We start from the raw sequence: 23,169 nt of genomic DNA, 5'->3' as shown, positions 1-23,169 counted from the left end.
GGTCGTCAACCTTGTCGAGGTTCGGCCCGAACTGCGAACGGGGAGCAGCGTCTCCGGCGTCCCGCTGGCCGCGGGCCGACGTGACGAAATCGGCCTTCACATGCGCTCTTCGCCGGGCGGCACGCAACTGGCGCTTCTCGGCGACACCAAGCCAGGCGAACCGCTCGCCGCCATCATACCGCTGGACGACATGGCGCACGACCGCCTGCAGGCCATCGAACGGTTCATCCGCTCGATCCACAGGCAGCATCTTCCCGACGCCCGCTTGACCGCGGCCCAGCGCCGGCGCCTTGGCCACATGCTGCGATGCCTCGATGGCCGCGAAGAGCAGGCATCCCATTTTGAAGTCGCGACCGCCTTGTTCGGTCGGCGACTGGTCAGCGTCGCCGACTGGCACGACTCGGCGTTTCGATATCAGACGCATCGTCTCGTGCGCGACGGCTTGAAGATGGTCGAGCGCGGCTATCGCCAATTGCTTCGTGCGCGACGGCGTCATTCCTGAGACGGTTCCGATACCGCCTGGTTCACTTATTGCGCTGTCTGCAGGCCAAGGCCTACGATTCTGAAGTGAACGGGAGCTTTGCCTCTCATGCTGCCGGTTAGGGTGTCTTAGTGGCGACCTCAAAAGCGGACTTCCGTTGGCGGCCCGAGTGCGCCCCACTCAAAGGCGGTGGCGGTATTACACAACCAGGTTTGCGGTGAAGGAGGCACGGGGGGCGGCGCACATGCCGGTTATCCGATCACCCGCTCACATTTTCTACGAAATATTCCAACCCCTCGGATGTGTCGACGATTGCGTTGACAGTTTCCTGATGCTGTCCGAATGATCCATGCCAAAAGCATTGGGGACAGGGCAAATGCCGATAAGACGCCTCCCCGACGCTGGGGTCTTCGAGCCTGAAGAAGTGTCGGTTCTCCAGGGCATCTTCGACCAGATCTGCGCTCGTGGTGGCATAGACCGCAAAAGCGAGGTTGCCGAAGACATGGCTATTAACCTGATCGCATACTACCAGCAGGGGCTACGTGGTGAAGAATTGGTTCGCGCGGTGGTCCCGAAGGAGAGGCGCCCCTGAGTTTCCGCCCATGATGGCCATCAGGTAAGTTCGATTTTGCCTTTTCAAGTGAGGGAGGTGCCGAAAAGGAAGACCACCTCGGAACCAATCTGCGCCCCGTGGCGTTCGGGCGTGAGATTATAGGCTTCCCATCATGGCCGAACTTCCGACAGCAAAAGAGAGGCTTGCTGCCCGCACCTTGCGGGACCTAATTCGTTCCGAGGCAAATCGGCACTTTCTACATCGGCTCCTCGATCTAAACGTGGAACCGACTATACCGGAGTCAATTACCTCTCTGCTTGAAGCGCTCGATGAGCCTGGCGAAACCCGCTGAGCAGTCCGTGTCGCTGCGCGAGGTTGTGGCTGCGCGCGGCAGGCAAGCCGACGTTCACGAAACGGACCTAACCCTCCGCGTAGCGCGCCTACAACGCGCCATATCAAATGTTATCGACGAGCGTGGAACTGATTTAGGCTTGCTCCGTTGGGGCGCGGGGAACTCTCTTCGCAAAGTCAGGCTCGCGTTATAGCGTCAGGTGCTGTTCTGCTCGTCGAGGATGAGAGTATCATCCTGCTGGACGTCGAGCACTCCCTGACCGAGGCTGGGTTCGAGGTGATTTCCGCGTACAAGGCGGTCGACGCCATTGCCATCTTTGACGGCGACCCGGCACGCATTGCGGCGCTCCTTACGGATATAAGACTTGGCGACGCGCCCTCCGGTTGGGAAATCGCCCGCCACCTGCGCAGTGTCAATCATGCTTTGCCGGTGATCTATATGAGCGGCGATGGTTCGGACGACTGGGCCTCCCTTGGGGTGCCAAACAGCCTGATGATAACCAAGCCCTTCGTGATGGCCCAGATCATCACCGGGCTCGCGACCCTGCTCAACAGACACCCGTAGGCGGTGCTTCGGCCGAGTGATGCGGAGCATCGCGCAGTGCCGCACGCCAGCGAGAGTTAGCCGTGAATCGCATGGGCGGCGGGTGCCGGGCGTGCTGAAAGAAACAGCATAACGTTAACCTTTACTTCAGTTAACCAAAGCGACGTAACTCTTCGGAAGCCTCGACCTCTGACCATGTCTTCCATCGTTTATGCCGAAAGGTATCTTGGTGGCCATGTGGCAGCCTCTGTTTGCAAACCTTGCCCTCGCTGCCGTCATGCTGGTTGCGTGGTCTTCGGTCGGCGATTTTGTCGCCCGGCTGGGCCGCCATCAGCAACAGCTTCTATTCGGCGTAGTCATGACGGCCGGGACAATCGGCTCGATGATGATGGCGTTTGAAGCATCACCCGGCGTTTACAATGACCTTCGTGGCCCTCTGATAGCCGTCACCGGCTTCTTTGGTGGCGTGCCTGCTGCCGTCATGGCCGGAGCGGCGTTGATCTACCGCCTCTATCTCGGCGGTGCCGTGGGATCGGGCGTGTTGAGCATCATGCTCGCAACGGCCACCGGACTGGTGGGCTATACTCTCCGCCAGCAGCGCCGTGTCCAATATCGTCACCTCGTCCTGCTGGCGGCCGCCGTCGCGCTTAGCGGTTCGCTGGTCTCCTTGACTTTGCCGGCAGCAAGACAGGCAGTCCTGCTGCCGCACTTCTGGGCCCCGACATTGTTGGGGTTCATTGCAACCCTTTCGCTGAGTGTGTTGCTGCTGCATGAGGAAAGGCGGCGAGAGCTTTACCATACCAATAAGCTGTTTCGGTCTATGGTCGACGCGCTGCCGGACTGTCTGAACATCAAGGATGTTGAAGGTCGGTTCCTTGCCGCAAATCCAGCAACGGCCCGCCTGTTGCGGGCGTCGAGCGTTGAGGAGATCCTCGGCAAAACTGATTTCGATTTCTTTCCGGCCGACTTGGCAAAGCAGTTTCGAGAGGACGAACTGGGGGTGCTCAACAAAGGGAATCACCTCAGCATCGAGCAGCCGGCGCTTCGTTCGGACGGATCCGCTAGTTGGCTGTCAACATTGAAGGTGCCGGTCACAAACGAGCAGGACGAGATAGTGGGGCTGATCACGCATAACCGCGACGTGACGCTCCAAAAAATGCTCCAGATCAAGCTGGAGGAAACTCAGAATCACTTGGATCAAGCGCTCGAGAATATGAATGACGGGCTGGTGATGTACGATCCGAACGGGTTCATTCTGTTCTGCAATCCCCGGTTTCGACAGCTATTTCCACGCACCGCGCACCTGCGGGTTCCTGGGGTTAATTTTGCCGATATCATCCGGGCGTCCGTCAAACTCGAGGAAGAGCCTGTCGACGTCGGCAAGACGCTCGACGATCATCTTTCCGAGAAGCTCGCCACTCTTCGCGAGGATGGTGAAAAGCTGATCGAGCTTGGGGACGGCAGAATATTTTCTTCGCGCACGAAGCGCCTGCCTAGTGGCTGCACTCTGGGGATGATGTCAGACATAACAGAGAGGCGCAGTTTTGAGAAAAACTTGGAATATCAGGCATTGCACGACCCGCTGACGGGCCTGCCGAACCGCGCTTTCTTCAATCGGGAACTGGAAAGGCTGGTGGCAAAAGCCCGATCCGAAGATGGGGAGCTTGTCGTCCTGCTTCTCGATCTCGACCGTTTCAAGGAAGTCAACGACAACTTCGGTCATACCGCAGGGGACATCCTCCTGGTCGAAGTCGCACGGCGTCTGGAGAAAGCAATCAGGCGAGGCGACTTGGCGGCACGGCTGGGGGGCGACGAGTTCGGAGTGCTGATGTACGGCGACACCGATGGCACCGGCGATGTCAGCTTGGTGACCCGGACCATGAAGAACCTCGTGCAACCGTTGAAGATCGAAGACGTCACGCTGCTGCCGGGCGGCACCATCGGCTACACAATTTTTCCGAAGGACGAGGCGGACCCGGAAGGGTTGCTCAAGAACGCCGACCGCGCACTCTATCAGGCTAAGGCAAAAGGTCGGGGCAGTTGGAAGGCCTATGAACCTGACGCGAAATCAGCCGCCGTGAGGCACAGGTAAGCTACGTGGATCGATTGTAGTTGACATACGTTGTCGTGGGCGGGGTGACCTGACGGAGGTCACAATGGTTGAAGAAGCCGAGAATCGCCGGGAGCGGCGTCAGCGGGTCCTGAAAGGCGCGGCGATCATCAACGGGATCACCAACTCCGAGATCAGTTGTACAATTCGGAACCAGAATAGCGGCGGCGCTGAGCTCAAGGTGTCCGTCGAAGCGCGTGTGCCGGAACGGTTTGTCCTCTACGTGCCAACCGACGGCGTCGCCTATCAAGCTGTCCTGCGGTGGCGCAGGAACGATCGGATCGGCGTCCAATTCATAGGGACGTTGCCGAAACCACGTCTCCACTATGGCTGATCGCTCGTCGGTAATTGGCACGGCCGGAAGGCAAGTGCGAACCAGTCTCGAGGCGGCATGACACTCTCCAAGCCTCCGGCCAGTCAGAAACCCGTTGCTCCCAGCGTAACGGGCTTTTTGCAGTCGCGCCCGAGCAATTACGCGACGTAATCTCCGGCGTGCTTTCGAGCCTTGCCGGCTTCGTGCTAATCGCGCGCATCGGTGCTGCCGAACCGATCGGCGGCAGCGGCTTCGAGCTGCAGGCGATCGGCTCGGCGGTGATCGGGGGGGCAAGCCTGTTCGGCGGCGTCGGCAATCCGCTAGGATCGCTTGTCGGGGCCTTGACGCTCGGCGCCCTGCTCCAGCACGATCGATGTGTCGGGAAAGGCGCGCGCCAGCGCCAGCGCCATGTCCATCTGCGGCCAGTAGAGCTGCAGGTCGAAGCTCAGGCCAAGCGGCGCTAGGCGGGCAAAGCCGCGCCGCCATTGCGGGCTCTCCATCAGGTCGGGGCTAGGCGCGCTGCGCAGGCGGGCGTCGTCGTGCCACGCCGATCCGTCGCGACTAGCGTCACGATGAAGTCGGGCAGCTTCAGCCTGGCGATCAGCACGCCATTGAGGAAGCCGCAGACCAGCCCGACCAGCAGTCCCGCGCCGACGCCGGCCAGCAGCCCGTGCGAAAGCATGTCGGCCGCCACCATACTGGCCAGACCGACGATCGAGCCGACCGACAGGTCGATGCCCTTGGTCATGATGACCAGCGTCATGCCGACAGCGATCACCGTGTTGATCGAGGATTGCAGCATGATGTCGATAAGGTTCGACGGTTGGTAGAAGGTGCTGTTGAGCACCGAGAACACCAGGAAAAGCGCCACGCAGCCGATCGCCACGCTGGCCTTGCGTAGCGTGTCGCCGCGCCGCGACGCCGCGAGGCTCTTTTTGTCGGCCGCTTCCGTGCGGGGCAGGGAACTGAGTTCGGTCACGGATTGTCCTCTCTGGCAGCGAGCGCCATCAGCCGCTCCTCGGTCAGGCCGGCATCGTTGTCGACCATGGTGCGCAGCCGGCCGGCGCTGACGATGCCGATGCGGTGGCAGACGAGCAGAAGTTCCGGCAGTTCGGACGATACGACCAGCAGTGCCGCGCCATCGGCGGCGAGTCGGCGCAGCAGAGCATAGATTTCCGCCTTGGCCCCGACATCGATGCCGCGGGTCGGCTCGTCGAAGAGGAAGACGCGCGCGCCGGTCGCCAGCCAGCGGGCGATCACCACCTTCTGCTGGTTGCCGCCGGAAAGATTGCGCATCTCGGTGCTTATCGACGGCGGCCGGATATGCAGCTCGTCAACATAGCGCTTCGCCGCTCGCCGCCGCTCGGCACCCTTGATCACGCCAAGTGAGGCAAAGCGGCCGTGATTGCCAAGGCCGAAATTGCGCTCGACATCCGTCATCGGGACGATGGCGTGGCCTCGGCGGTCCTCGGGGATCAGCGCGATGCCGGCCCGCATGGCGTCCGCCGGCCCTCGGGGCGTCACGGGTGTACCAGCGACGTTGATCTCGCCACCCGACAGCGGATCGATGCCGAATGAGGCGCGCAGGATGGCCGAGCGCCCCGAGCCGACAAGGCCAGACAGACCGACGATCTCGCCGGCGCCGACCGACAGGCTGACATCCTTGATCCGGGCGGTGGAAATGCTGCGCAACTCCAGCAGCGGTGCGCTCTGGACCGGCTCCGGCTTTTCGGCGTGCATTTCGCGCGACAGTTCACGGCCGGCGATCAGCTCGTTGAACCTGGCCTCGGAATAGTCGCCGATCGGACCGCAGGCGACGACCGCGCCCTCGCGCAGGATCGTTACCCGATCGGCTATGGCGCGGATTTCGTTCATCCGATGCGAGATGTAGACGATGGCCTTGCCTGCTGCCTTGAGGCTCCGGATGACGGCGAACAGGCTTTGCTGCTCGGCCGGCGTCAGGCTTGATGTCGGTTCGTCGAAAGCAATGATGCGGCCGCCGCGGGCAAGCGTGCGGCTGATCTCGACCAGTTGCCGGTCGGCCATGCCGAGCGCCGATACCGGCGTGTCGGTTTTGAGATGCGGCGCGAGGTCGTCGAGGATCGCGCGCGCCTCACGCCGGAAGCCGGCGCGCGGCACGAGCCTCAGCCCGCGCGTGCGGCCGAGGAAGATGTTCTGGGCGACGTCGAGCTGCGGCACGAGGCTGAGCTCCTGGCTGACGAGGCCGATGCCCATCGCCAGCGCGTCGCGCGGGCCGTCGATGCGCACCGTGCCGATCGGATCGAGCGTGATCTTCCCTTCGTCCGGCTGCACGATGCCGAACATCACCTTCATCAGCGTCGACTTGCCGGCACCGTTTTCGCCGAGAACGGCATGGACCTCGCCACCGCGCAGATCGAGGTCGACGCTCTTCAGCGCCTGAACGCCGGCGAAGCGCTTGGCGATGCCGGTCATCCGAAGGGCGGGAGGACGGCTTTCGCCGTCCTCTGCTTGGGAGGTTGCGCTTAACACTGAGATTGCCTCAGTTGGTCTTGGGGTCAGGGAAATCCTTGACGTTGTCCTTGGTGATAACCGCCTGGGGCGAAAGGACCCACTGCGGAATGGCCTGGCAGCCGAGAAGCCGCAACGCCATCTGGACGCCAAGCTGGCCCTCCTCGAACGGGAATTCCGCCACCGTAGCGCGCATCTCCCCGGCGCCGACCGACTTCTTGGCTTCCCGGATGCCGTCGGTGCCGACGACCGCGACCTTTTCGAGGCTGCTGCCGCTGGTGACGGCTTCGACCACGCCGAGCGCCATGCCGTCATTGTTGGCGTAGATACCGACAAGGTGCGGGGTCTGGCGCAGGATGTTCGAGGTCGCGTTTAACGCGGTCAGCCGGTCCCAGTTGCCCGGCTGGCTCGCCACGAGTTCCAGATTGGGATACTTCTTCAGTTCTTCCTTGAAGCCCTGAATGCGCAGGCGTGCATTCGGCGACCCGGCGGCACCCTCGATCTGCGCCACCTTGCCGCCGTTCGGATAGGTCTGGTGCAGGAAGGCGGCCGCCTTGGCGCCGATCGAGACCTGATCGGTGCCGATATAGGTGCTGGCGCCCTCGGTGCGCGCGTCGTCGATGATGACGGTCGGGATGTTGGCGGCTCGCGCCGCTTCGATCACCGGGGCGAGGTTTGAATCGGATTGCGGCGAAAGCAGCAGCGCGTCCGGCTTTTGCGACAGCACCGTCTGGGCAAGGTTGAGCTGCTCGATCATCGAGCTTTCGTCCTTGCCAGCCTGCACGTCGACGCTGATCTTGTACTTCGACGCCTCGGCCTTGGCTCCGGCCGCGACGTCCTGCCAGAATTCGTTGATCAGCGTCTTGGTCACATAGGCGAAGTGCAGTTCCTTCTTGGGCGCCGGTACCGCGCCGAATTCCGCCTCGACAGAAGTCGATTCGATCTTGTCGACCTTGGCCGTCGGATAGGCCGGGCAGCTGTCGTCGGCAAAAGCGGGCGCCGCGCCGAAAAGGGCGAGCGCCGTCGAGGGGGCGAGTATGCCGCTTGTCCGTAGTTTCATCGAAATTCCTCCCGTTGGGTACCGGATCAAATCCGGAGCATCCTCTTCCTAGATCCGAGCGCCGAGACCTCTACCTGACCTGCCTCCATGCACCTCGACTGTTCACGACTTCACCGTGTTGCAGCAAGTTGGAAATTAGAGCATTCGATCTGTTAGATTCAAATTAGAAGCCCTATCCGATTTTTTAGCCAGGCTTAAAGAAAACTGGTATGGCTTGGACGCTTGTCCGTGGAGGAGAGATGCAGATCCCAGTCAAGGCCATTTGGGTCTTTCATGCTGCGGCCCAGGCGGGCAGCATCTCGCGCGCCGCCGAGGAATTCGGCGTGACGCCGTCGGCGGTCACCCAGCAGATCCAGGCGCTGGAAACCCAGCTTGGCGTGAGCCTAATGACCAAGATGGGCCGCCGCGTCGTGCTGACGGAAGCAGGCGAACGCTATTTCGCCACTATCACCGACGAGATCGAGCGCATATCCGAGGCCACCAGCACGATCCGTGGCTACCGATCGCTGACCATGCTGACGGTGCGGGCGACGCCGACGCTTTCCAACAAATGGCTGCTGCCGCGCCTTGCCTCCTTCCTCGACCAGAATCCGGAACTGGAAATCCGCCTCGACGGCACGAATGAGCCGACGGACTTCAACCGGGAACTGGTCGATCTGGAAATACGCCACGGCGACGGCCGCTGGCCGGGCCTGTTCGTCGAAGGCATGGCCGAGGAGAGCTTCATTCCAGCCTGCGCCCCGGCGCTGGCGGCCGCTGGCAGCCTTCGCGCCGAGGGCTTGACGCGGCACCGGCTGATCCATTCGGTGAAGTCGCAGGCGCAATGGCCGGCCTGGTTCAAGCTGGCGGGCACGCAGCCGGCGCAAAGATGGCGCCGCATCCTGTTCGATCGCTCACACATGGCGATCGATGCGGCGCTGGACGGGATGGGCATCGCGCTGGAAAGCAGCATGATGATGGAGCGCGAGCTGCACGACGGCCGGCTCGTCTGCCCCGTCCCCGATCCTCCTTCGCTGCGCATCGTCACGCAATGGATCGTGTGCCCGCGTGATCATCTGCGGCACAAGAAGGTGCGGCTGTTCCTCGACTGGCTGCGCGCCCAACGCGACGCGTTGCCAAGCCAGCCGGCATAAAGACAAAGTCACCAAGCAGGGTTGGGCCTTCAATTATTGTCGGCGCTCATTGCGCACTTGATAACTTTACGACTTTCTGTATTTTTGTGAAAAACTCGAAGGTCCGAAGGTTCGCATGCTGTCCCGTTTCGCCACCCGATTGAACTCGTTCGCCTCCGCGCCGCAGCTGCAATGGCCGGACCTCTCCGGCAAGCCCAGCATGATGCAGATGGCCGAGCGCGCCGCCACCGTCCGCGGTCTTACCGATGTGGATCTGAATTTTCCCGACCACGTGTCCGGCGAGCCCGGGGACATTGCCCGGCGCATCGGCGACCTAGGGCTGTCGATCAACGGCCTTGCCATGCGCTACTACACCAATCCGGCCTTCAAACGCGGCGCCTTCACCAATCCGGACGTGGCGGTAAGGCGGGAGGCCATCGACCTGACCAAGCGCGGCATCGACGCGGCGCGCGCCATGGGCGCCGACCTGATGACGATCTGGCTCGGCCAGGACGGCTTCGACTACAATTTTCAGCTCGACTATGCGCAGGCCTGGGACTGGGAGGTGGCCGGCATTCGGGAGGTGGCGGAGCACGATCCGGACTGCCGCGTCAGCATCGAGTATAAACCCGACGAGCCGCGTGCGCAGTCACTGCTGCGGGGCGCCGCGACGACGCTCCTTGCCATCGCCGAAGCGGGGTCGCCCAATCTTGGCGTCACCATCGATTTTGCGCATGCGCTCTATGCCGGCGAGCAACCGGCGCTTGCCGCGTATCTGATCAACCGCCGCAGCCGGCTGCTCGGCGTGCATCTCAACGACGGATATGCCAAGCGCGACGACGGGCTGATGGTCGGCGCGGTGCATCTGCGCTCGACGCTGGAACTGCTTCACCAGATCCGCCGCGACGGCTTTGACGGCGCGCTCTACTTCGACACGTTTCCGGACCTGAGCGGGCTCGATCCGGTCGCCGAATGTGAAGTCAACATCGCGACGGTGCGGCGATTGCTGGAGATCGCCGATGGACTGGCCGGCGACAATGGCCTTGCCGACGCGCTGGCCCGCCAGGATGGCGTGGCCAGCCAGAGGATCGTCAACCGGGCCTTGATCGGCGCGTAGCGGGAAGGGCGATGATGCTGAGGAAAAACGCATGAGCCTGCCGCTTGGCGATCCGAGAACCATCGGCCCGCGCATTCGCATGATGATGCCGCATCTCACGCCGCTCGAGGGGCGGGTGGTCGACATGATGCTCGGCCGGCGCGATTTCGGCGAAAACACATCGCTGAAGACCGTTGCCGAGGACGCCGGCGTGTCGGAAGCCATGATCGTCAAGATCGCCAAGAAACTCGGCTTCGACGGCTTCAAGGATTTCCGCGCCGGCCTCGCCGGCTACAACCGCCTGCCAACCGCCGAACTGCATGAAGAACTGTCTCCCGACGACACCGATGCCGAGATCGCGCGCAAGGTGTTCCGCACCTCCGTGCATGCGCTGGAGGAGACGCTCGCCATTCTCGATCCGCAGGCGCTGGAGCGAGCGGCCGACCTGATCTTCGGCGCACGCCAGCGCGACCTCTACGGCGTCGGCGGCTCGGCGCAGATCGCGCGCGACGTCGCCCACAAGCTCTTGCGCATCGGCGTGCGAACCAGCGTCTTCGACGACACGCATATGATGTTGATGTCGGCTTCGCTGCTTGGCGAAGGGGATGTCGCAATCGCCATCTCCCATTCAGGAACCAGCTCGGCTGTGATTGAGCCCATTGAACTCGCGCGCCGGCGGGGCGCGCGCACGATCGCGCTCACCAATTATGCGACGTCGCCGCTCGCCTCGGCCGCCGACGTGGTGTTGTGCTCGACTGCCCAGGGCTCGCCCCTGCTCGGCGAGAATGCCGCCGCGCGCATTGCGCAGTTGATCATATTCGACACGGTCTTCGCGGCCGTCGCCCGGCGCGACCTCAAGGCGGCCGAACGCAACCTCGCCGCGACCATGGGCGCGGTCGCCGGCAAGCGGCGCGGCGCATGAACACCGCGCCGCGGCCTGTCGTCGTTGCGGTCGGCAGTCTTCACTATGACATCATGGTCGACGCGCCCGACCGTCCGCGCAAGGGCGAGACGGTGACCGGCTTCGGCTGGCGGCCGAAATTCGGCGGCAAGGGCGGCAATCAGGCAGTCGCGGCTGCAAAGGCCGGCGCCGAGGTGCGCATGGTCGGTGCCGTAGGCGACGATGAGTTCGGCCGGTTTCTTCTCGCCAACCTTACTGCAGCCGGTGTCGACTCTTCGCGTATCGCCCACACTGCCGGTCGCGGCTCGGGCATGAGCGTCGCCATCAGCGACAGCGGTGGGGATTATGGCGCCGTGATCGTCTCGGGCGCCAACACTACCCTCGATCCCGAGAGCCTCGACGACCTCACCCTTTGGCGAGACGCAGGCATTCTCATCCTGCAGAACGAAATGCCGGATGCCGTCAACCTTGCCGCCGCCAAGGCCGCGAAACTGGCGGGCGTGCCGGTGTGCCTCAACGCCGCCCCGTACCGGCCGCTAACGGACGAATTCATCGCACTGGTCAACGTCATGATGGTCAACGCCATCGAGGCCGAACAGTTTTGCCGCTCACCGGTCGGGGATATCGCCTCGGCCGTCGGCGCGGCCAGGCTGCTCTCGAGCAGTTTTGCCACGGTGGTGGTGACGGTGGGCGGAGACGGCGTGGTCGGCTTGCAGCGCGGCCATGAGCCGGTCGTGGTGCCTGCCATTCCCGTACGGTTGATCAGCACGCATGGCGCGGGCGATGTCTTCGCCGGAACCTTTGCCGCGGCGTTTGCCGCGGGTCGCCCTTTCGCCGTGTGTCTCGATCTCGCGAACCAGGCGGCAGCCAGGCACGTCTCGACCTGAGAGAATGCCGGCTTCCTGCGTGCTTCAATCTTTAGCGCAGCTAAACGATCAAGCTCACCTTCTAAATTGAGCTAACAGCTCTCCCGCAATACGAATGTAGCGTTCGGCAAACAGGGCCGAACCATCGGCAGCAAGGCTTGCGGGAGGCAATTGCGCCATTGCGAGGAGGTGTCCAGCGCCTTCGCAGCGTGTCCACGGTGAACCGGGACACGAAGGCTTCCTCGCCAGAGCCTGCGCTGTGCCGAAACCGGTGATGCGAAGGAAACGGACATGAATCTTTATACGCTGCTTGCCGCGCGCGCGGAGCGCGGACGCCCGGTGCGGGTGGGCCTGATCGGCGCCGGCAAATTCGGCTCGATGGTGCTGTCGCAGGCGCAACGGATCGCCGGATACCATATGGTCGCAGTGGCCGACCTGAACGTCTCCAAGGCGCGGGAATCGCTGCAGCGCGTCGGCTGGCCGGCCGAGCGGTATCAGGCGAATGATGCCGGTGAAGCGGTGAAGAACGGCACGACCTTCGTCACCGACGATGTCGCCGCCCTGCTTGCCTGCGAAGAGATCGAATGCGTGATCGAGGCGACCGGCCATCCGATTGCCGGAACCCGTCATGCGCTCGCGGCGATCGAGGCCGGCAAGCATGTCGTCATGGTCAATGTCGAGGCGGACGTCATGGTCGGACCGATCCTGGCCGAAAAGGCTCGCCAGAAAGGCGTCATCTATTCGATGGCCTATGGCGACCAGCCAGCGCTGATCTGCGAGCTGGTCGATTGGGCGCGGGCGACCGGCTTCGAGGTGACGGCGGCCGGCAAGGGCATGAATTTCGAGCCGCGCTACCGCTATTCCACCCCAGACACGGTCTGGGGCTTCTTCGGCTGGAGCGAGGAGGAAGTGGCGAAGGGCGACTTCAATCCGAAGATGTACAATTCCTTCACCGACGGCACCAAGGCGGCGATCGAGATGGCAGCGGTCGCCAACGGCACAGGTCTCGACTGTCCCGATGACGGGCTGGGTTTCCCGCCCTGCGGCCTGCACGATCTTGCCAAGGTGTTCCGCCCGGCCGCTGATGGTGGGCGCATGGCGCGCTCGGGCCTCGTTGATATCGCCGCCAGCCAGGAGCCGGACGGCCGCGAGGTGTTCAACAACATCCGCTACGGCGTCTTCGTCACCTTCAAGGCGCCTAACGAGTATTCGCGCGCCTGCTTCAAGCAGTACGGCCTTTTGACCGACCCGTCGGGCTGGTACGCCTCAATGTGGCGGCCCTTCCATATCATCGGGCTGGAAACCTCGATCAGCGCACTGTCGGCCGTGCTGCGCAACGAGCCGACCGGGTCGTCTAAGGAGTTCCGCGGCGATGCGGTGGCGACCGCCAAGAAGGATATGCAGCCCGGCGAGATGCTGGACGGCGAGGGCGGCTACGCGGTCTGGGCCAACGCCATTCCAGCCGCGATCAGCCTGGAGCACGCGGCGCTTCCGATCGGTCTGGCGCACAATGTGCGGCTGAAGCGCGCCGTCCGGAAGGATCAGATCGTCTCCTTCAACGATGTCGAGCTGATCAACGACCTCGACGTGGTGAAGCTGCGCCGCGAGATGGAAGAACGCTTCCGCCCAACGCCGAGCGTGGCAGCCTGATCGTCCAGGAGAGGTTTCATGACAGAGCGCAACGCGCCACGTTTCGTGGTGATGCCCGAATTCCGCGTCAAGCCGCAGGTCAGGACGGCATTTCTCGATGCCGCACTGGACGACGCCCGCCATTCGCTCGCCGACGAGGCGGGCTGCCGTCGCTTCGATGTGGTTTGCCCCGAGGGCGTTGAGGATACGGTGTTGTTCTACGAGGTCTATGACGACCGCGCCGCGTTCGACAAGCATCTGCAAACCCCGCATCTGAAGCGCTTCCAGGCGGCCGTGAAGGCGCTCGAGGTCAAAGAGATCGTCGTTCGCTTCGCCGCCCTCGAAAACGCCTAATCAGGCACCGGTTGCGGCAATGAGCGTCACCAGGATCGGCTTCATCGGGACCGGCATCATGGGCGGCCACATGGCCCGCCGGCTGGCGCAGGCCGGCTTTGCCGTGACGGTCTGGAATCGCAGCCCCGGCAAGGCCGAAGCGCTCAAGCGCTTCGGCCTCAATGTTGTCGCCGAAGCCGCCGAGGCGGCACGGTATGCCGATGTCGTGGTCGCGATGCTAAGCTCGGGGCCGGTCTGCGACGAGGTGCTGTTCGGCGCGAATGCCCTGACAGATTCGATGCAGCCGGGGTCGACGCTCGTGGTGATGAGCTCGATCCCGGTCGAGACGGCGCGCAGGCAAGGGGAGCTGGCGACGCAAAAGGGCATCCGCTACGTCGATGCTCCTGTTTCCGGCGGTGAGAAGGGCGCGGATGAAGGGACGCTTGCCATCATGGCGGGCTGTGAAGCCGACACCGTGGAGGCGTTGAAGCCGGTCTTTGCCGCGCTCGGGCGTGTCACGCATGTCGGCTCGGTTGGCGCCGGCAGCCTTGCAAAACTTGCCAACCAGCTGATCGTCGCCAGCAACATCTGCGCCGTCGCCGAAGCGCTGCTGCTGGCGGAGCGAGGCGGCGCCGACCCGGCGCGCCTGCACGAGGCGCTGCTCGGCGGCTTTGCCGACTCGGCCGTCTTCCGCCACCATGGGCAGCGCATGATCGAGGCCGATTTCGTGCCCGGCGGTCCGGCGAAATATCAGATCAAGGATACCGGCACGGCGCTAGCGCTCGCGGCCTCCCTCGGGCTGACACTCCCGGTTGCTACCGAGGTCGACCGGATTTTTCGCAGCCTCGTCGACAAGGGCGGCGGCGATCTCGACCACAGCGCGGCAATTATCGAACTGCGACGGATGAACCCGCGATAGGCCCCAAACCCGCCAATTGGCTATGTCCGTCAGTCAATATCTCTCAAGTAGGCAAGGGCCGGCGGAAAGCGGCCGGCGCTGATGCATTCGTTCGCTTCGCTTGAAGAGGTTTCGGGTCGTGCCGGGGATCGGACGATCCGCCTTATGTGTCGGAATCGGCAAGGTCGAGTGAATCAGCCAAGAAGCGTCACACCTCAACCTAGAACAAAAAAGACGCCGTTTTTTGGCGAGGCTTTTGATCAGAGATCCGCACCGATGCGTTGCCCCCGCGACTTTTCTCTCCTCACTGTCATGCCGACTGGGCAGACGCCTCACTCTTACTCCGCGGCAGCCTGCAGTTGCTTCCGGCGCACCGGCTGGCGGCGGCGGTGGGTGGGTTTGAGCGGGACCGCCGGCTTGTCGGATAGGGCGCCGGTCACGGCGCCGACCATGTCGAAGGCCACGAAGTCGGCGTTGAGCGTGCTGGCGAGCTCGGCCGCGGCCTTGCCATCGCCATTGCCGGCCTCCGACCAGAATACGATGCCGACGCGCAGCTGCGGTTCAACGCGCTTCAGCCGGCGCACCATAAAGCGCGCGTGCTGGGTGGACTGGCGGTTGAGGAAGCCGATGAGGACGGCGTCGGCGGCCTTCAGGTCGAGGCGGCGGATAGCCGAAGGTTCGAGGTCTACGAAGCTCGCGTTCGACACCGAGGCGCCTTGTACTTCCAGCACCTGCGCCAGCATTGCGGCGGCCGCATCGTCGAGCTCGCCGCGCCCGCCGGTGCAGAGAACCGCTATGCCGGAGCCGTCCGGCAGGTCGATATCTTCCTCGTCGTCTTCCTCGGAAGGCTTGCTATCGGCAGCCTTCTTGTCAAACACCTTCTTCTCCGGCGCCTTCTTGTCTGTTGACTTCACGTGCGCCTCAGCCACCTGCTCTGCCTCTTCCTCCTCAGCCTCCTCCTGGGCGCTGTCGTCGAGATTGGCGACCAGCGTCTTGGCGCTGTCGGCAACCTGCCTGCGCTGCTCGTCATCCATGACGCCGCGCCCCCGGTCCTGCTCGCCAAGCAGAAGCGCGGGGATGGCGACCTGATCATAGAACTGGAACAGATATTTTTCCTCAAGCATCTCCTCGGCATGGTCGGTCGCCTCATCGGGATCGCCGGCCAGCAGCCGCTGGTAGAGTCGAGCATGCGGCTCCAGCACCGGTTCGTTACCGAACAGCACGTCGAGGAACTCGAATTGCGGCACATGCCGCCCGAGCACCACCAGGCAGACTGTGAGCGGCGTCGACAGCACCAGACCAATCGGCCCCCACAGCCAGGTCCAGAAGATCGCGGCCACGACGATTGCCAAAGGCGACAGGCCGGTGTGCGAGCCATAGAGCCACGGCTCGATGACGTTGCCGGTGATGAGCTCCACGACGATGAAAAGCGCGGCAGTCCACAAAAGTAGCGACCAGCCGGGCGCGACCGCCAGCGCCAGGAACAGCGGCAGCAGCGCGCCGACGATCGGCCCAATATACGGCACGAAGCGCAGCGCGAGCGCCAGGAGGCCCCAGAGCAGCGCGTTGGGAATGCCAAGCACCCATAGCCCGACGGTGATGGGCACGGCGTAGACGGTGTTCACCACCAACTGCATCAGCAGATACTGGCCGACGCGCTTGCCGGCATCCTGCAGGGCCTGCGTGGTGCGATGGAGATCGCCATAGCCGACGAGGCGGATGAAGCGGTCGCGCAAATCCTCCCTCTCCATCAGCATGAAGATGACGACGATGATCACCAGGCCGGCGGAAGCCAGTGGACTGATCAGCGGCCCAATCAGGTTCTGCAGCACTTCGAGTGGCCTTTCATGCGCGACGACCTCGACCGGAATCGGATTGCGCTTCGGCGCTTGGGCGGCCGAAGGCAGCTGCGGTTCCTGGCGGTCGATCTCTTGGCCGACGCGTTCGATGACGCCACTGAGGCGCGAGACGATGCCCCCGCCGAGGCCGTTTTCCTTCAAAGCGCGTACCTTGGTCAGGATGTTGATCTGGTAGACTGGGATGTTCTGCGCGAGATCGCTGACCTGGGTGGCGACGATGAAGGAGAACAGCGACAGCGCGGCAAAGGCCCCCACCACACAGGTGATGACGGCCGCGATGCGCGGGACGCCCGCGCGCTTCAGCCAGGACACGACCGGCGCGATGGCGAAGGTCAAGAGCAGCGCGACCGCGATCGGCAGAAACACCTCGCGCCCGAAATAAAGCGCGGCGACAGTGGTGACGACGCTCGCCACTGTCGGCAGCACCGTGCGCGGATGGCCTCTGGAAGCGGCGAGCAGGCTCGCCAGCCTCGGCTCCGACACTCCATTACGACGATTGGCCGCCATCATCGAGCCTCCACACTGCCTGGCAATGATCCGAGGTATTCGCCGCGTGCAACGCGCCGTGGCGCGGTCGGTTGCAGATGCGCTAATAAATAGCTTGGGACATGTTTTTATGCGGAGGAAGCAATTTTTCGGATCAGGGGCCCGGCGCGTCGGCCTGCAGACGCTGAGGTGATTCCGCATCTCCCCAAAGCGGACATCTGACGTCATTAGGTGGAAGGTCTTTAGAGGAACGCCTTGAGCGCTGCTGCGAGACCAGTCGGATTTTCTTCCGCCACGTGATGGCCACTCTTGAGCCCATACCCGCTTACATCCTCGGCCCAGTCATTCCAAATCGCGACAGGAGTTCCATAGATCCGCTCCAGATCGTCATCGGTCGACCAGAGGCAGAGCATTGGGCAGCGCACCTTTCGACCCGCGTCTCGATCCTCGCGGTCATGAAGATGGTCGATCCGGATGCCTGCCCGGTAATCTTCAACCATGCCATGGACAACAGCGGGGTCATGGATAAGTGAAACCAGCTCCTCATACGCATCGGCGTCCATGGTGCCTGGCAATAGGGAAGCGTACCAAGCCATAGGATCAGCCAAGATAGCTCGTTCGGGTTTATCTGGCTGGGCACAAAAAACCAATGATACCAATCACGGGCAAATTCCCAGTCGGCGCGTTCGAGATGTTCTATAACTGGCAATCCGTCCACGGTGATCAGCTTGGAGACCCTCTCAGGGTGGTCCATCGCCAATCGGAACGCGACTAAGCTTCCGCGATCATGGCCCGCCACGGAGAAGGTGTGGTGTCCCAGTTTCCCCATGATCTCCAACAGTGCCGAAGCCTTGACGCGTTTTGAAGAGAAAGTGCTGTCGGGATCGTCCGGAGGTATGAATGATCGACCGAAGCCCGGAAGGTCGGGACAAACAATTGTGAATTCTTCCGCAAGTAAGTCAGCAACCTTTGCCCAGGTCGTATGGCAACGCGGAGGACCGTGGATGAGGAGAAGCGCAGGACCGTTTCCGCCGTGGCGAACTCTGATCCTTCCGCCTTGCGTCTCGATCATCTCGAGTACAAAATTTTCGAACATGGCATTCCCGGCCCACGAACGGTGAGATCGAGCAACTCCCCAGCCAGGTGAAAGTTCACGACGAACAGAAACGTCGAGAACGATCGCAATCGAGGTTTCGGCGTCCCCTACAGGCAACGACCGCTCCCGCGGTGCGGGTACTCGCCAACCGCTCGGTAGTCAGACCGTTAACGTGACCTCAATGGCGCGCGCCGTCGGTCTCCCTTGGACTTGGCTATATCGCTGGGCTTGCGCTTTGTGAGCGCAACGCATTGACATGACACTGCAAGTGGATCGGCACGTCTCGGCGAGCGCTTCAGCCGAGGATCAACTCAAGTAAGGGGTGGTGACCGGACGCTATGCCCGACTAAACGATGCAGGCCCTTGATACAGCGCGTCGCGCCGTTGTTGTGGATACGTCGACGTTAACTCTTCGCTTCATCTCTATCGACAGCCGGTGCCTTCGTTGCCGCTCCTGCGTCATTTCACAGAGCGCACCACGACCTCTCGAACGGGCTGATCTGGCCGAAGGACGGCTGACGCCTCGACCCGCCTATGCCGCAATGGCGCGTCGCGAGTTTCTTCCCCTGGGCGAAGCCCATTCCTCGCGCAACCAAGAAACGCGCGCCTGCGCCATCCTGCGCTTTGCTGCGGTCGCAAGCGATGCGGCAGCGGTCGCCTTCGGCCTCACGATCGCCATCGAGGCCGCATGGTGCGGGCTCGGAAACGAGAACGGAGACTGAAAATGGCTACCATCGGCACCTTCAAGAAGACCAATGCGAACGAGTTCACCGGCGAGATCGTCACCCTCAGCGTCCAGGCCAAAGGCGTGCGCATCGTCCCCGATACCCGGGCCAGCGGCGAGAACGCACCAAGCCACCGCGTCGTGGTCGGCAAGGCCGAGATCGGCGCCGCCTGGTCCAAGCGCTCCAACGAGGGGCGGGACTATCTCGGGCTCAAGCTCGACGATCCGAGCTTCACCGCTCCGATCTACGCCAACCTCTTCGCCGATGAGGAAGGCGAGGGCCACAGCCTCATCTGGTCCCGCCCCAACCGCCGCAACAGCGAGTGAATCGGCAGACGCCTCGCCCGGGACCGGGCGAGGCGTCCTTTGATGGCGCGAAAGGCTTCCGCGCCGCCGGTCTATCCGACCGGGTTCCTGTTACAGGATGCGTTGCCCGATACGAGATGGCCCGAAATGCTCGAGCGCGGCTACGCCCATCGATGCACGCGCCTGCGCCACTCCCGACGGCCGGTGCGAAATAGCGCCGCTCAATTGCGCACCTGATCATGGTGCCCTTGCTCCTCCATCCTGGCCATCGATCGCCGTTCAACCGCAACGGCCGGAAGGAGACACCTCATGAACGCCGACGCCGCGCCATTGCCGCCGCGCTACCTGCGCACTTCTGAAGCCGCGCATTTCCTCAGTTTATCGGCGCGTACGCTTGAGAAACATCGCACCTACGGCACCGGGCCTGCCTATCGCAAGCTCGGCGGCCGCGTCGTCTACGCCGTCGACGACCTCCAGCTCTGGGTTCAGCGCGGCGTGATGACATCGACATCCGATCCGCATGGCTCGGTGCTGCCCGCCAAGCGTCAGGCCGCCCGCCTGATCCCCTATGCCGGGCGCGAAAGGCGCTGAGCTCGCTGATCTCCCCAATGTCGGCACGACCACGCCCACCATTGGAGCGCGAACAGCTCGACCTGTTCCAGGCGCTGCCGGGCGTCGTCGCGCCACGCGATGCGCAGGACCTCATGGCCTATCCCTTCTTCTCCCTCGCCAAATCCAGGCGCATCGCGCCGATCGACTTTCGCGCCGGCGATGTGGCGATCCGTGTCGAAGCGATGCCCGATCACGGCATGGCGACGATCTGGGATGCCGATATCCTGATCTGGGCCGCGAGCCAGATCGTCAGCGCGCGGGACGCCGGATTGCGCACATCCCGCCTGATGGCCGCGACGCCATACGAAATGCTTTCCTTCATCGGCCGCGGTGTCTCGAAGCGAGACTACCTGCGCCTCAAGGCGGCGCTCGATCGCCTGCAGTCGACAAGCGTCGTCACCTCCATCCGCCAACCCGCGGAGGGCAGGCGCCATCGTTTCTCGTGGATCAATGAATGGCAGGAGCGCTGCGGTCGAAACGGCCGCCCGCTCGGCGTCGAATTGATCCTGCCGGATTGGTTCTATCGCGCCGTCATGGACGACGCCCTGATCCTAACTATCGACCGAGCCTATTTCGGGCTGACGGGCGGCCTGGAGCGCTGGCTCTATCGGCTGGTGCGCAAGCATGGCGGGCGCCAGCGCGCCGGCTGGCGTTTCGACATCAGCCATCTGCATCGTAAGTCCGGCAGCCTCTCGCCGCTCAAGCGCTTCGCCTTCGAGCTGCGTGACATCGTGCGGCGCCAACCGCTTCCCGGGTACCTTCTGTTCACGGAGGTGGACGCCAGCGGCCGTGTGCTGCTGGCTTTCGAACCCGCGCCGAGGCCTGTGGACAGCGTCGTGCCATCGGGAACCCGAACCATCGTGCCATCGGGAACCGCATCCTCGTGCTTTCGGGAACCGCGGTCGCGCCTAAGGGACGGGCTCGAAACGGGAAATCGCGCTCCTAACTTAGAGTCTAACTCCCAATCTAACAGTCTTGCGGAGAAGCCGCGGACTGGCGGCGGGGAGCAGAAGCGGAGGTGCGTTGGGCGGCGCGAGGGAGACGGCATATGACGCCGTCTCCTCAATCGACGGCGCGCGGCGGCCTCACCACGGTCGAACTGATCTGGATCGAGAAGCGGATCGAGCATCGCATCCGCTTCGGACGCCCTGCGCATGAAACGATCCTCGACAAGCGGCGCCGCGTCGTCGGATTTGCGCCCGGCAGTGTCTTTGCGTTCGTCCGCTGGGCGGCGAATGACTTTGGCACTGTCGTTTCGCGCATCGACATCGTGCGCGCCGTCTTGCCCGCTGAACCTTTTCAGACGCTGCCTTATATCCGGCCAGGCGCCGAGATCCTGCTCAAGATCGCAAGCTGGGACAAGGTTGAGCGGGTTCTCAAGCTGATCGATGCGATCGAGGCGATCGGCCTCGATCCGTTCGAGGCCGCCCCTGACTATTGGCGTCAGACGCACAACCGTCTGATTGCCGGCGGAACGCCTCGCGCCTATTCGCTCGAGCAGCACCGGGCGTTTCTGTTGCGTAAGCGGGCGACCTCATGAGCCGCGCCGCTTGCATGGCCGTGGCGCTGGTAGCCGTCGCCGCGACGATCGCTCCCGCTTTCGTGGACATGCCGCCGCTGCTGCTATGGAATGCATCGGCCAGCGCACCCCTCGGCCTCTATGCGATCCGGAAAATGGCCGTTCCGGCGGCTGGCGCGCTCGCCGTCGTCCAACCGCCAGAGACCGTCGCTCGATTCGCCGCCGAGCGCGGCTACCTTCCGCTTGGCGTGCCGATGCTGAAGCACATCAAGGGGCTTCCCGGACAGGACGTTTGTCGCGTCGGCCGCGCCATCATCGTCGACGGGACTGCAATGGGCACCGCGCGGGAGCGCGACCGCAAGGGACGCGCGCTGCCTGACTGGCAGGGCTGCCGCACCATCGCCGCCGCCGAAATCTTCGTCATGAACCGGGGTGTCCAGGACAGTCTCGACGGCCGTTACTTCGGCCCGTTCCCGGCGAGCTCGATCGTTGGACGCGCAATGCCGCTTTGGACCGACGAGAGGGGCGATGGCCACTACACCTGGCTCGCTCCCGCGAACTGAAATTCAGCACATCCAACAACAGCAAGGAGATAATCCATGGCCGAGATCGGCGTCTTCCAGGAAACAGAATCCGGTTACTCCGGACGCATTCGAACACTGCTGGTGGACGTCGAGCTGGTGCTTGTCCCGATCAGGACGTCCAACGGCAATGCGCCGGATTTTCGCATCCACATCGGCGATGGCAGCGGACCGGAGGTCGGCGCGGCCTGGAAGGAAACCGGGCAGACGGCTGGCGACTATCTGTCTTGTCGACTGGAGGATCCGCTGTTTGGTCGACGCGTTCGCGCCGGTCTCTTCCGATTGGATGACGGTTCCTGGTCGCTGCGCTGGATCCGGCCGAAATGGCGGCCGGAGGGTGCTCGATGAGTGGGCGACCGGCGCCGAAATATCCGCACGAAAGCCGCCCCGTCAGTTGGTTGCCTGGTCGGAGGCAAGCACGTCGGCTTGTCGCTGGCATGCTGATTTTTTGTCACTCGATGACGGAGGCCGTCGCACAGAGCGCCCCGGGGCCACGCATGCCTGCGGACGATCCATATGCCACCCATATCGCCGAGGCGTCGCATCGTTTTCGCATTCCTCAGCGCTGGATACGCGCGGTCATGCACCTCGAGAGCGCTCGCGACCCACGCGCAGTATCGCGAAAGGGTGCAGTGGGTCTGATGCAGATCATGCCCCAAACCTGGGCCGAGCTGCGCCTTCGTCATCAACTCGGCCGCGACCCCTTTGATCCGCACGACAACATCCTTGCCGGCACCGCCTATCTTCGCGAGCTCTATGATCGATACGGTTCACCGGGTTTTCTCGCCGCCTACAATGCGGGGCCGGAGCGCTACGAAGCGTCCTTGAGGGGCCGCCCGCTGCCGGCCGAAACCCGCGCTTATGTTGCGAAGCTTCGCCCTTTATCGGGCGGCGGTGATGCGCCCGGCACGCTCACCACCAGCCATGACAAGAACGTCACGTGGAAGGCCGCGCCGCTGTTCATAGTGCGGTCCAGGTCCCTGGCCGATTCCAGTCGTTCGTCCGGAGAACACGCTTCTGACGCGGTCTCATCGTCACCGTTGGCGCGCGAACTTTTCGTGGCCGGTCCGCAGCCGCGGCAACTGTTCACTGGGTCGGACCTACGGATACCGCAGCGATGACGAAGTGTCCGTCAGCTCGCGCGCCGGCCCCTCTTTGGACGTCGCAGGCTTTGAGGCGCATAGGCCACGGGGCAACAACCGAAGGATGGCAAGATAAAAGGGCGCACATTGTGCTGCGGTCGGTTGGT

The 23,169-nt window shown here is 63.3% G+C and carries 25 protein-coding genes and 1 pseudogene; 20 read left to right on the top strand and 6 right to left on the bottom strand.

Translation table 11 applies throughout. The features are described from left to right. Positions 1–100 precede the first annotated feature (100 nt). The 5 genes from CK219_RS24000 (at position 101) to CK219_RS23980 (ending at position 4,373) form a co-directional block, all read left to right on the top strand. On the top strand, positions 101–502 hold the full coding sequence (locus CK219_RS24000) for a DUF2285 domain-containing protein (RefSeq protein ID WP_245340594.1): 402 nt from the start codon (positions 101–103) through the stop codon (positions 500–502). 355 nt (positions 503–857) lie between these two features. Further along, entirely contained in the window at positions 858–1,073 is a 216-nt protein-coding gene (locus tag CK219_RS23995) for a hypothetical protein (RefSeq protein ID WP_141245401.1), read from the top strand. A 460-nt stretch (positions 1,074–1,533) separates the two neighbouring features. Beyond that, positions 1,534–1,950, top strand: a complete 417-nt coding sequence (locus CK219_RS23990; RefSeq protein WP_245340593.1) for a response regulator — start codon at positions 1,534–1,536, stop codon at positions 1,948–1,950. Positions 1,951–2,164: 214 nt separating this feature from the next. Beyond that, a complete protein-coding gene (locus CK219_RS23985; protein WP_245340608.1) occupies positions 2,165–4,021 on the top strand; it encodes a diguanylate cyclase in 1,857 nt (618 codons plus the stop codon). A 64-nt stretch (positions 4,022–4,085) separates the two neighbouring features. Then, entirely contained in the window at positions 4,086–4,373 is a 288-nt protein-coding gene (locus CK219_RS23980) for a PilZ domain-containing protein (protein WP_095769105.1), read from the top strand. Between the two features lie 299 nt (positions 4,374–4,672). Here CK219_RS23980 and CK219_RS32335 read toward each other — a convergent pair whose 3' ends face one another. The 4 genes from CK219_RS32335 to CK219_RS23960 all read right to left on the bottom strand — a co-directional run bounded on the left by CK219_RS32335 (position 4,673) and on the right by CK219_RS23960 (position 7,902). Further along, on the bottom strand, positions 4,673–4,852 hold the full coding sequence (locus tag CK219_RS32335) for a hypothetical protein (protein WP_245340592.1): 180 nt from the start codon (positions 4,850–4,852) through the stop codon (positions 4,673–4,675). Beyond that, positions 4,852–5,331: an ABC transporter permease gene (locus CK219_RS23970; protein WP_095769103.1), complete on the bottom strand. Its 480-nt coding sequence runs from the start codon at positions 5,329–5,331 to the stop codon at positions 4,852–4,854. The genes CK219_RS32335 and CK219_RS23970 overlap by 1 nt, the downstream gene beginning before the upstream one ends. Further along, positions 5,328–6,806 (bottom strand): sugar ABC transporter ATP-binding protein, encoded by a 1,479-nt coding sequence (locus tag CK219_RS23965; RefSeq protein WP_095769102.1) that lies wholly within the window; start codon positions 6,804–6,806, stop codon positions 5,328–5,330. The genes CK219_RS23970 and CK219_RS23965 overlap by 4 nt, the downstream gene beginning before the upstream one ends. 67 nt (positions 6,807–6,873) lie before the next feature. Next, positions 6,874–7,902, bottom strand: coding sequence for a substrate-binding domain-containing protein (locus CK219_RS23960; RefSeq protein WP_095769101.1), 1,029 nt, complete (start codon positions 7,900–7,902; stop codon positions 6,874–6,876). A 239-nt stretch (positions 7,903–8,141) separates the two neighbouring features. Here CK219_RS23960 and CK219_RS23955 point away from each other — a divergent pair, with 239 nt between their 5' ends. The 7 genes from CK219_RS23955 (at position 8,142) to CK219_RS23925 (ending at position 14,758) form a co-directional block, all read left to right on the top strand. Beyond that, positions 8,142–9,035, top strand: a complete 894-nt coding sequence (locus CK219_RS23955) for a LysR substrate-binding domain-containing protein (RefSeq protein WP_095769100.1) — start codon at positions 8,142–8,144, stop codon at positions 9,033–9,035. Between the two features lie 115 nt (positions 9,036–9,150). Beyond that, a complete protein-coding gene (locus tag CK219_RS23950) occupies positions 9,151–10,131 on the top strand; it encodes a sugar phosphate isomerase/epimerase family protein (protein ID WP_095769099.1) in 981 nt (326 codons plus the stop codon). 31 nt (positions 10,132–10,162) lie between these two features. Beyond that, positions 10,163–11,032, top strand: a complete 870-nt coding sequence (locus CK219_RS23945; protein ID WP_095769098.1) for a MurR/RpiR family transcriptional regulator — start codon at positions 10,163–10,165, stop codon at positions 11,030–11,032. Continuing rightward, complete coding sequence (locus CK219_RS23940; protein WP_095769097.1) at positions 11,029–11,898, top strand: PfkB family carbohydrate kinase; 870 nt, start codon at positions 11,029–11,031, stop codon at positions 11,896–11,898. The genes CK219_RS23945 and CK219_RS23940 overlap by 4 nt, the downstream gene beginning before the upstream one ends. Before the next feature lie 270 nt (positions 11,899–12,168). Continuing rightward, positions 12,169–13,527, top strand: coding sequence for a Gfo/Idh/MocA family oxidoreductase (locus tag CK219_RS23935; protein ID WP_095769096.1), 1,359 nt, complete (start codon positions 12,169–12,171; stop codon positions 13,525–13,527). A gap of 18 nt (positions 13,528–13,545) precedes the next feature. Next, positions 13,546–13,860: a putative quinol monooxygenase gene (locus CK219_RS23930; RefSeq protein ID WP_095769095.1), complete on the top strand. Its 315-nt coding sequence runs from the start codon at positions 13,546–13,548 to the stop codon at positions 13,858–13,860. Positions 13,861–13,879: 19 nt separating this feature from the next. Continuing rightward, positions 13,880–14,758: an NAD(P)-dependent oxidoreductase gene (locus CK219_RS23925; RefSeq protein ID WP_095769094.1), complete on the top strand. Its 879-nt coding sequence runs from the start codon at positions 13,880–13,882 to the stop codon at positions 14,756–14,758. A gap of 317 nt (positions 14,759–15,075) precedes the next feature. Here the strand turns inward: CK219_RS23925 and CK219_RS23920 are convergent, their stop codons facing one another. Further along, positions 15,076–17,103 (bottom strand): AI-2E family transporter, encoded by a 2,028-nt coding sequence (locus tag CK219_RS23920; protein WP_095769165.1) that lies wholly within the window; start codon positions 17,101–17,103, stop codon positions 15,076–15,078. Positions 17,104–17,324: 221 nt separating this feature from the next. Further along, positions 17,325–18,178, bottom strand: a pseudogene (locus CK219_RS23915) (alpha/beta hydrolase). Between the two features lie 353 nt (positions 18,179–18,531). On the opposite strand from CK219_RS23915, the gene CK219_RS31405 reads away from it, so the two are divergent. From CK219_RS31405 to CK219_RS23875, 8 genes are all read left to right on the top strand, one after another. Further along, a complete protein-coding gene (locus CK219_RS31405) occupies positions 18,532–18,900 on the top strand; it encodes a hypothetical protein (RefSeq protein ID WP_141245400.1) in 369 nt (122 codons plus the stop codon). 2 nt (positions 18,901–18,902) lie between these two features. Beyond that, complete coding sequence (locus CK219_RS23905) at positions 18,903–19,229, top strand: DUF736 domain-containing protein (RefSeq protein ID WP_176477128.1); 327 nt, start codon at positions 18,903–18,905, stop codon at positions 19,227–19,229. 288 nt (positions 19,230–19,517) lie between these two features. Next, a complete protein-coding gene (locus CK219_RS23900; protein ID WP_095769092.1) occupies positions 19,518–19,799 on the top strand; it encodes a helix-turn-helix domain-containing protein in 282 nt (93 codons plus the stop codon). A gap of 17 nt (positions 19,800–19,816) precedes the next feature. Beyond that, positions 19,817–20,872, top strand: coding sequence for a replication initiator protein A (locus CK219_RS23895; RefSeq protein ID WP_095769091.1), 1,056 nt, complete (start codon positions 19,817–19,819; stop codon positions 20,870–20,872). Further along, positions 20,869–21,360, top strand: a complete 492-nt coding sequence (locus CK219_RS23890) for a DUF2840 domain-containing protein (protein WP_095769090.1) — start codon at positions 20,869–20,871, stop codon at positions 21,358–21,360. The genes CK219_RS23895 and CK219_RS23890 overlap by 4 nt, the downstream gene beginning before the upstream one ends. Further along, positions 21,357–21,902 carry a S26 family signal peptidase gene (locus tag CK219_RS23885; protein ID WP_095769089.1) on the top strand — a complete coding sequence of 182 codons (546 nt, stop codon included), beginning with the start codon at positions 21,357–21,359 and terminating at the stop codon, positions 21,900–21,902. The genes CK219_RS23890 and CK219_RS23885 overlap by 4 nt, the downstream gene beginning before the upstream one ends. A 36-nt stretch (positions 21,903–21,938) precedes the next feature. Continuing rightward, the gene (locus CK219_RS23880; RefSeq protein WP_095769088.1) at positions 21,939–22,268 is read left to right on the top strand and encodes a DUF736 family protein; all 330 of its coding nucleotides are present in this window, start codon (positions 21,939–21,941) and stop codon (positions 22,266–22,268) included. 110 nt (positions 22,269–22,378) lie between these two features. Beyond that, the gene (locus tag CK219_RS23875; RefSeq protein ID WP_245340607.1) at positions 22,379–23,041 is read left to right on the top strand and encodes a lytic transglycosylase domain-containing protein; all 663 of its coding nucleotides are present in this window, start codon (positions 22,379–22,381) and stop codon (positions 23,039–23,041) included. Positions 23,042–23,169: the final 128 nt, after the last annotated feature.

This window comes from Mesorhizobium sp. WSM4313, assembly GCF_002294725.1.
Taxonomy (GTDB): domain Bacteria; phylum Pseudomonadota; class Alphaproteobacteria; order Rhizobiales; family Rhizobiaceae; genus Mesorhizobium.
Note: the sequence above shows the minus strand (reverse complement) of the source record. Positions and strands in the feature narration are given on the sequence as shown.

Bases quoted from the DNA above. Each gene is read 5' to 3' on its own strand.
- CK219_RS23940 (WP_095769097.1), top strand. From the start codon at position 11,029: ATGAACACCGCGCCGCGGCCTGTCGTCGTTGCGGTCGGCAGTCTTCAC.
- CK219_RS23945 (WP_095769098.1), top strand. From the start codon at position 10,163: ATGAGCCTGCCGCTTGGCGATCCGAGAACCATCGGCCCGCGCATTCGC.
- CK219_RS23980 (WP_095769105.1), top strand. From the start codon at position 4,086: ATGGTTGAAGAAGCCGAGAATCGCCGGGAGCGGCGTCAGCGGGTCCTG.
- CK219_RS23995 (WP_141245401.1), top strand. From the start codon at position 858: ATGCCGATAAGACGCCTCCCCGACGCTGGGGTCTTCGAGCCTGAAGAA.
- CK219_RS32335 (WP_245340592.1), bottom strand. From the start codon at position 4,852: ATGGAGAGCCCGCAATGGCGGCGCGGCTTTGCCCGCCTAGCGCCGCTT.
- CK219_RS23890 (WP_095769090.1), top strand. From the start codon at position 20,869: ATGACGCCGTCTCCTCAATCGACGGCGCGCGGCGGCCTCACCACGGTC.
- CK219_RS23930 (WP_095769095.1), top strand. From the start codon at position 13,546: ATGACAGAGCGCAACGCGCCACGTTTCGTGGTGATGCCCGAATTCCGC.
- CK219_RS23900 (WP_095769092.1), top strand. From the start codon at position 19,518: ATGAACGCCGACGCCGCGCCATTGCCGCCGCGCTACCTGCGCACTTCT.
- CK219_RS23950 (WP_095769099.1), top strand. From the start codon at position 9,151: ATGCTGTCCCGTTTCGCCACCCGATTGAACTCGTTCGCCTCCGCGCCG.
- CK219_RS23905 (WP_176477128.1), top strand. From the start codon at position 18,903: ATGGCTACCATCGGCACCTTCAAGAAGACCAATGCGAACGAGTTCACC.
- CK219_RS31405 (WP_141245400.1), top strand. From the start codon at position 18,532: ATGCAGGCCCTTGATACAGCGCGTCGCGCCGTTGTTGTGGATACGTCG.
- CK219_RS23985 (WP_245340608.1), top strand. From the start codon at position 2,165: ATGTGGCAGCCTCTGTTTGCAAACCTTGCCCTCGCTGCCGTCATGCTG.
- CK219_RS23960 (WP_095769101.1), bottom strand. From the start codon at position 7,902: ATGAAACTACGGACAAGCGGCATACTCGCCCCCTCGACGGCGCTCGCC.
- CK219_RS23920 (WP_095769165.1), bottom strand. From the start codon at position 17,103: ATGGCGGCCAATCGTCGTAATGGAGTGTCGGAGCCGAGGCTGGCGAGC.
- CK219_RS23880 (WP_095769088.1), top strand. From the start codon at position 21,939: ATGGCCGAGATCGGCGTCTTCCAGGAAACAGAATCCGGTTACTCCGGA.
- CK219_RS23885 (WP_095769089.1), top strand. From the start codon at position 21,357: ATGAGCCGCGCCGCTTGCATGGCCGTGGCGCTGGTAGCCGTCGCCGCG.
- CK219_RS23895 (WP_095769091.1), top strand. From the start codon at position 19,817: ATGTCGGCACGACCACGCCCACCATTGGAGCGCGAACAGCTCGACCTG.
- CK219_RS23955 (WP_095769100.1), top strand. From the start codon at position 8,142: ATGCAGATCCCAGTCAAGGCCATTTGGGTCTTTCATGCTGCGGCCCAG.
- CK219_RS23935 (WP_095769096.1), top strand. From the start codon at position 12,169: ATGAATCTTTATACGCTGCTTGCCGCGCGCGCGGAGCGCGGACGCCCG.
- CK219_RS23965 (WP_095769102.1), bottom strand. From the start codon at position 6,806: ATGACCGGCATCGCCAAGCGCTTCGCCGGCGTTCAGGCGCTGAAGAGC.
- CK219_RS23875 (WP_245340607.1), top strand. From the start codon at position 22,379: ATGACGGAGGCCGTCGCACAGAGCGCCCCGGGGCCACGCATGCCTGCG.
- CK219_RS23925 (WP_095769094.1), top strand. From the start codon at position 13,880: ATGAGCGTCACCAGGATCGGCTTCATCGGGACCGGCATCATGGGCGGC.
- CK219_RS24000 (WP_245340594.1), top strand. From the start codon at position 101: ATGCGCTCTTCGCCGGGCGGCACGCAACTGGCGCTTCTCGGCGACACC.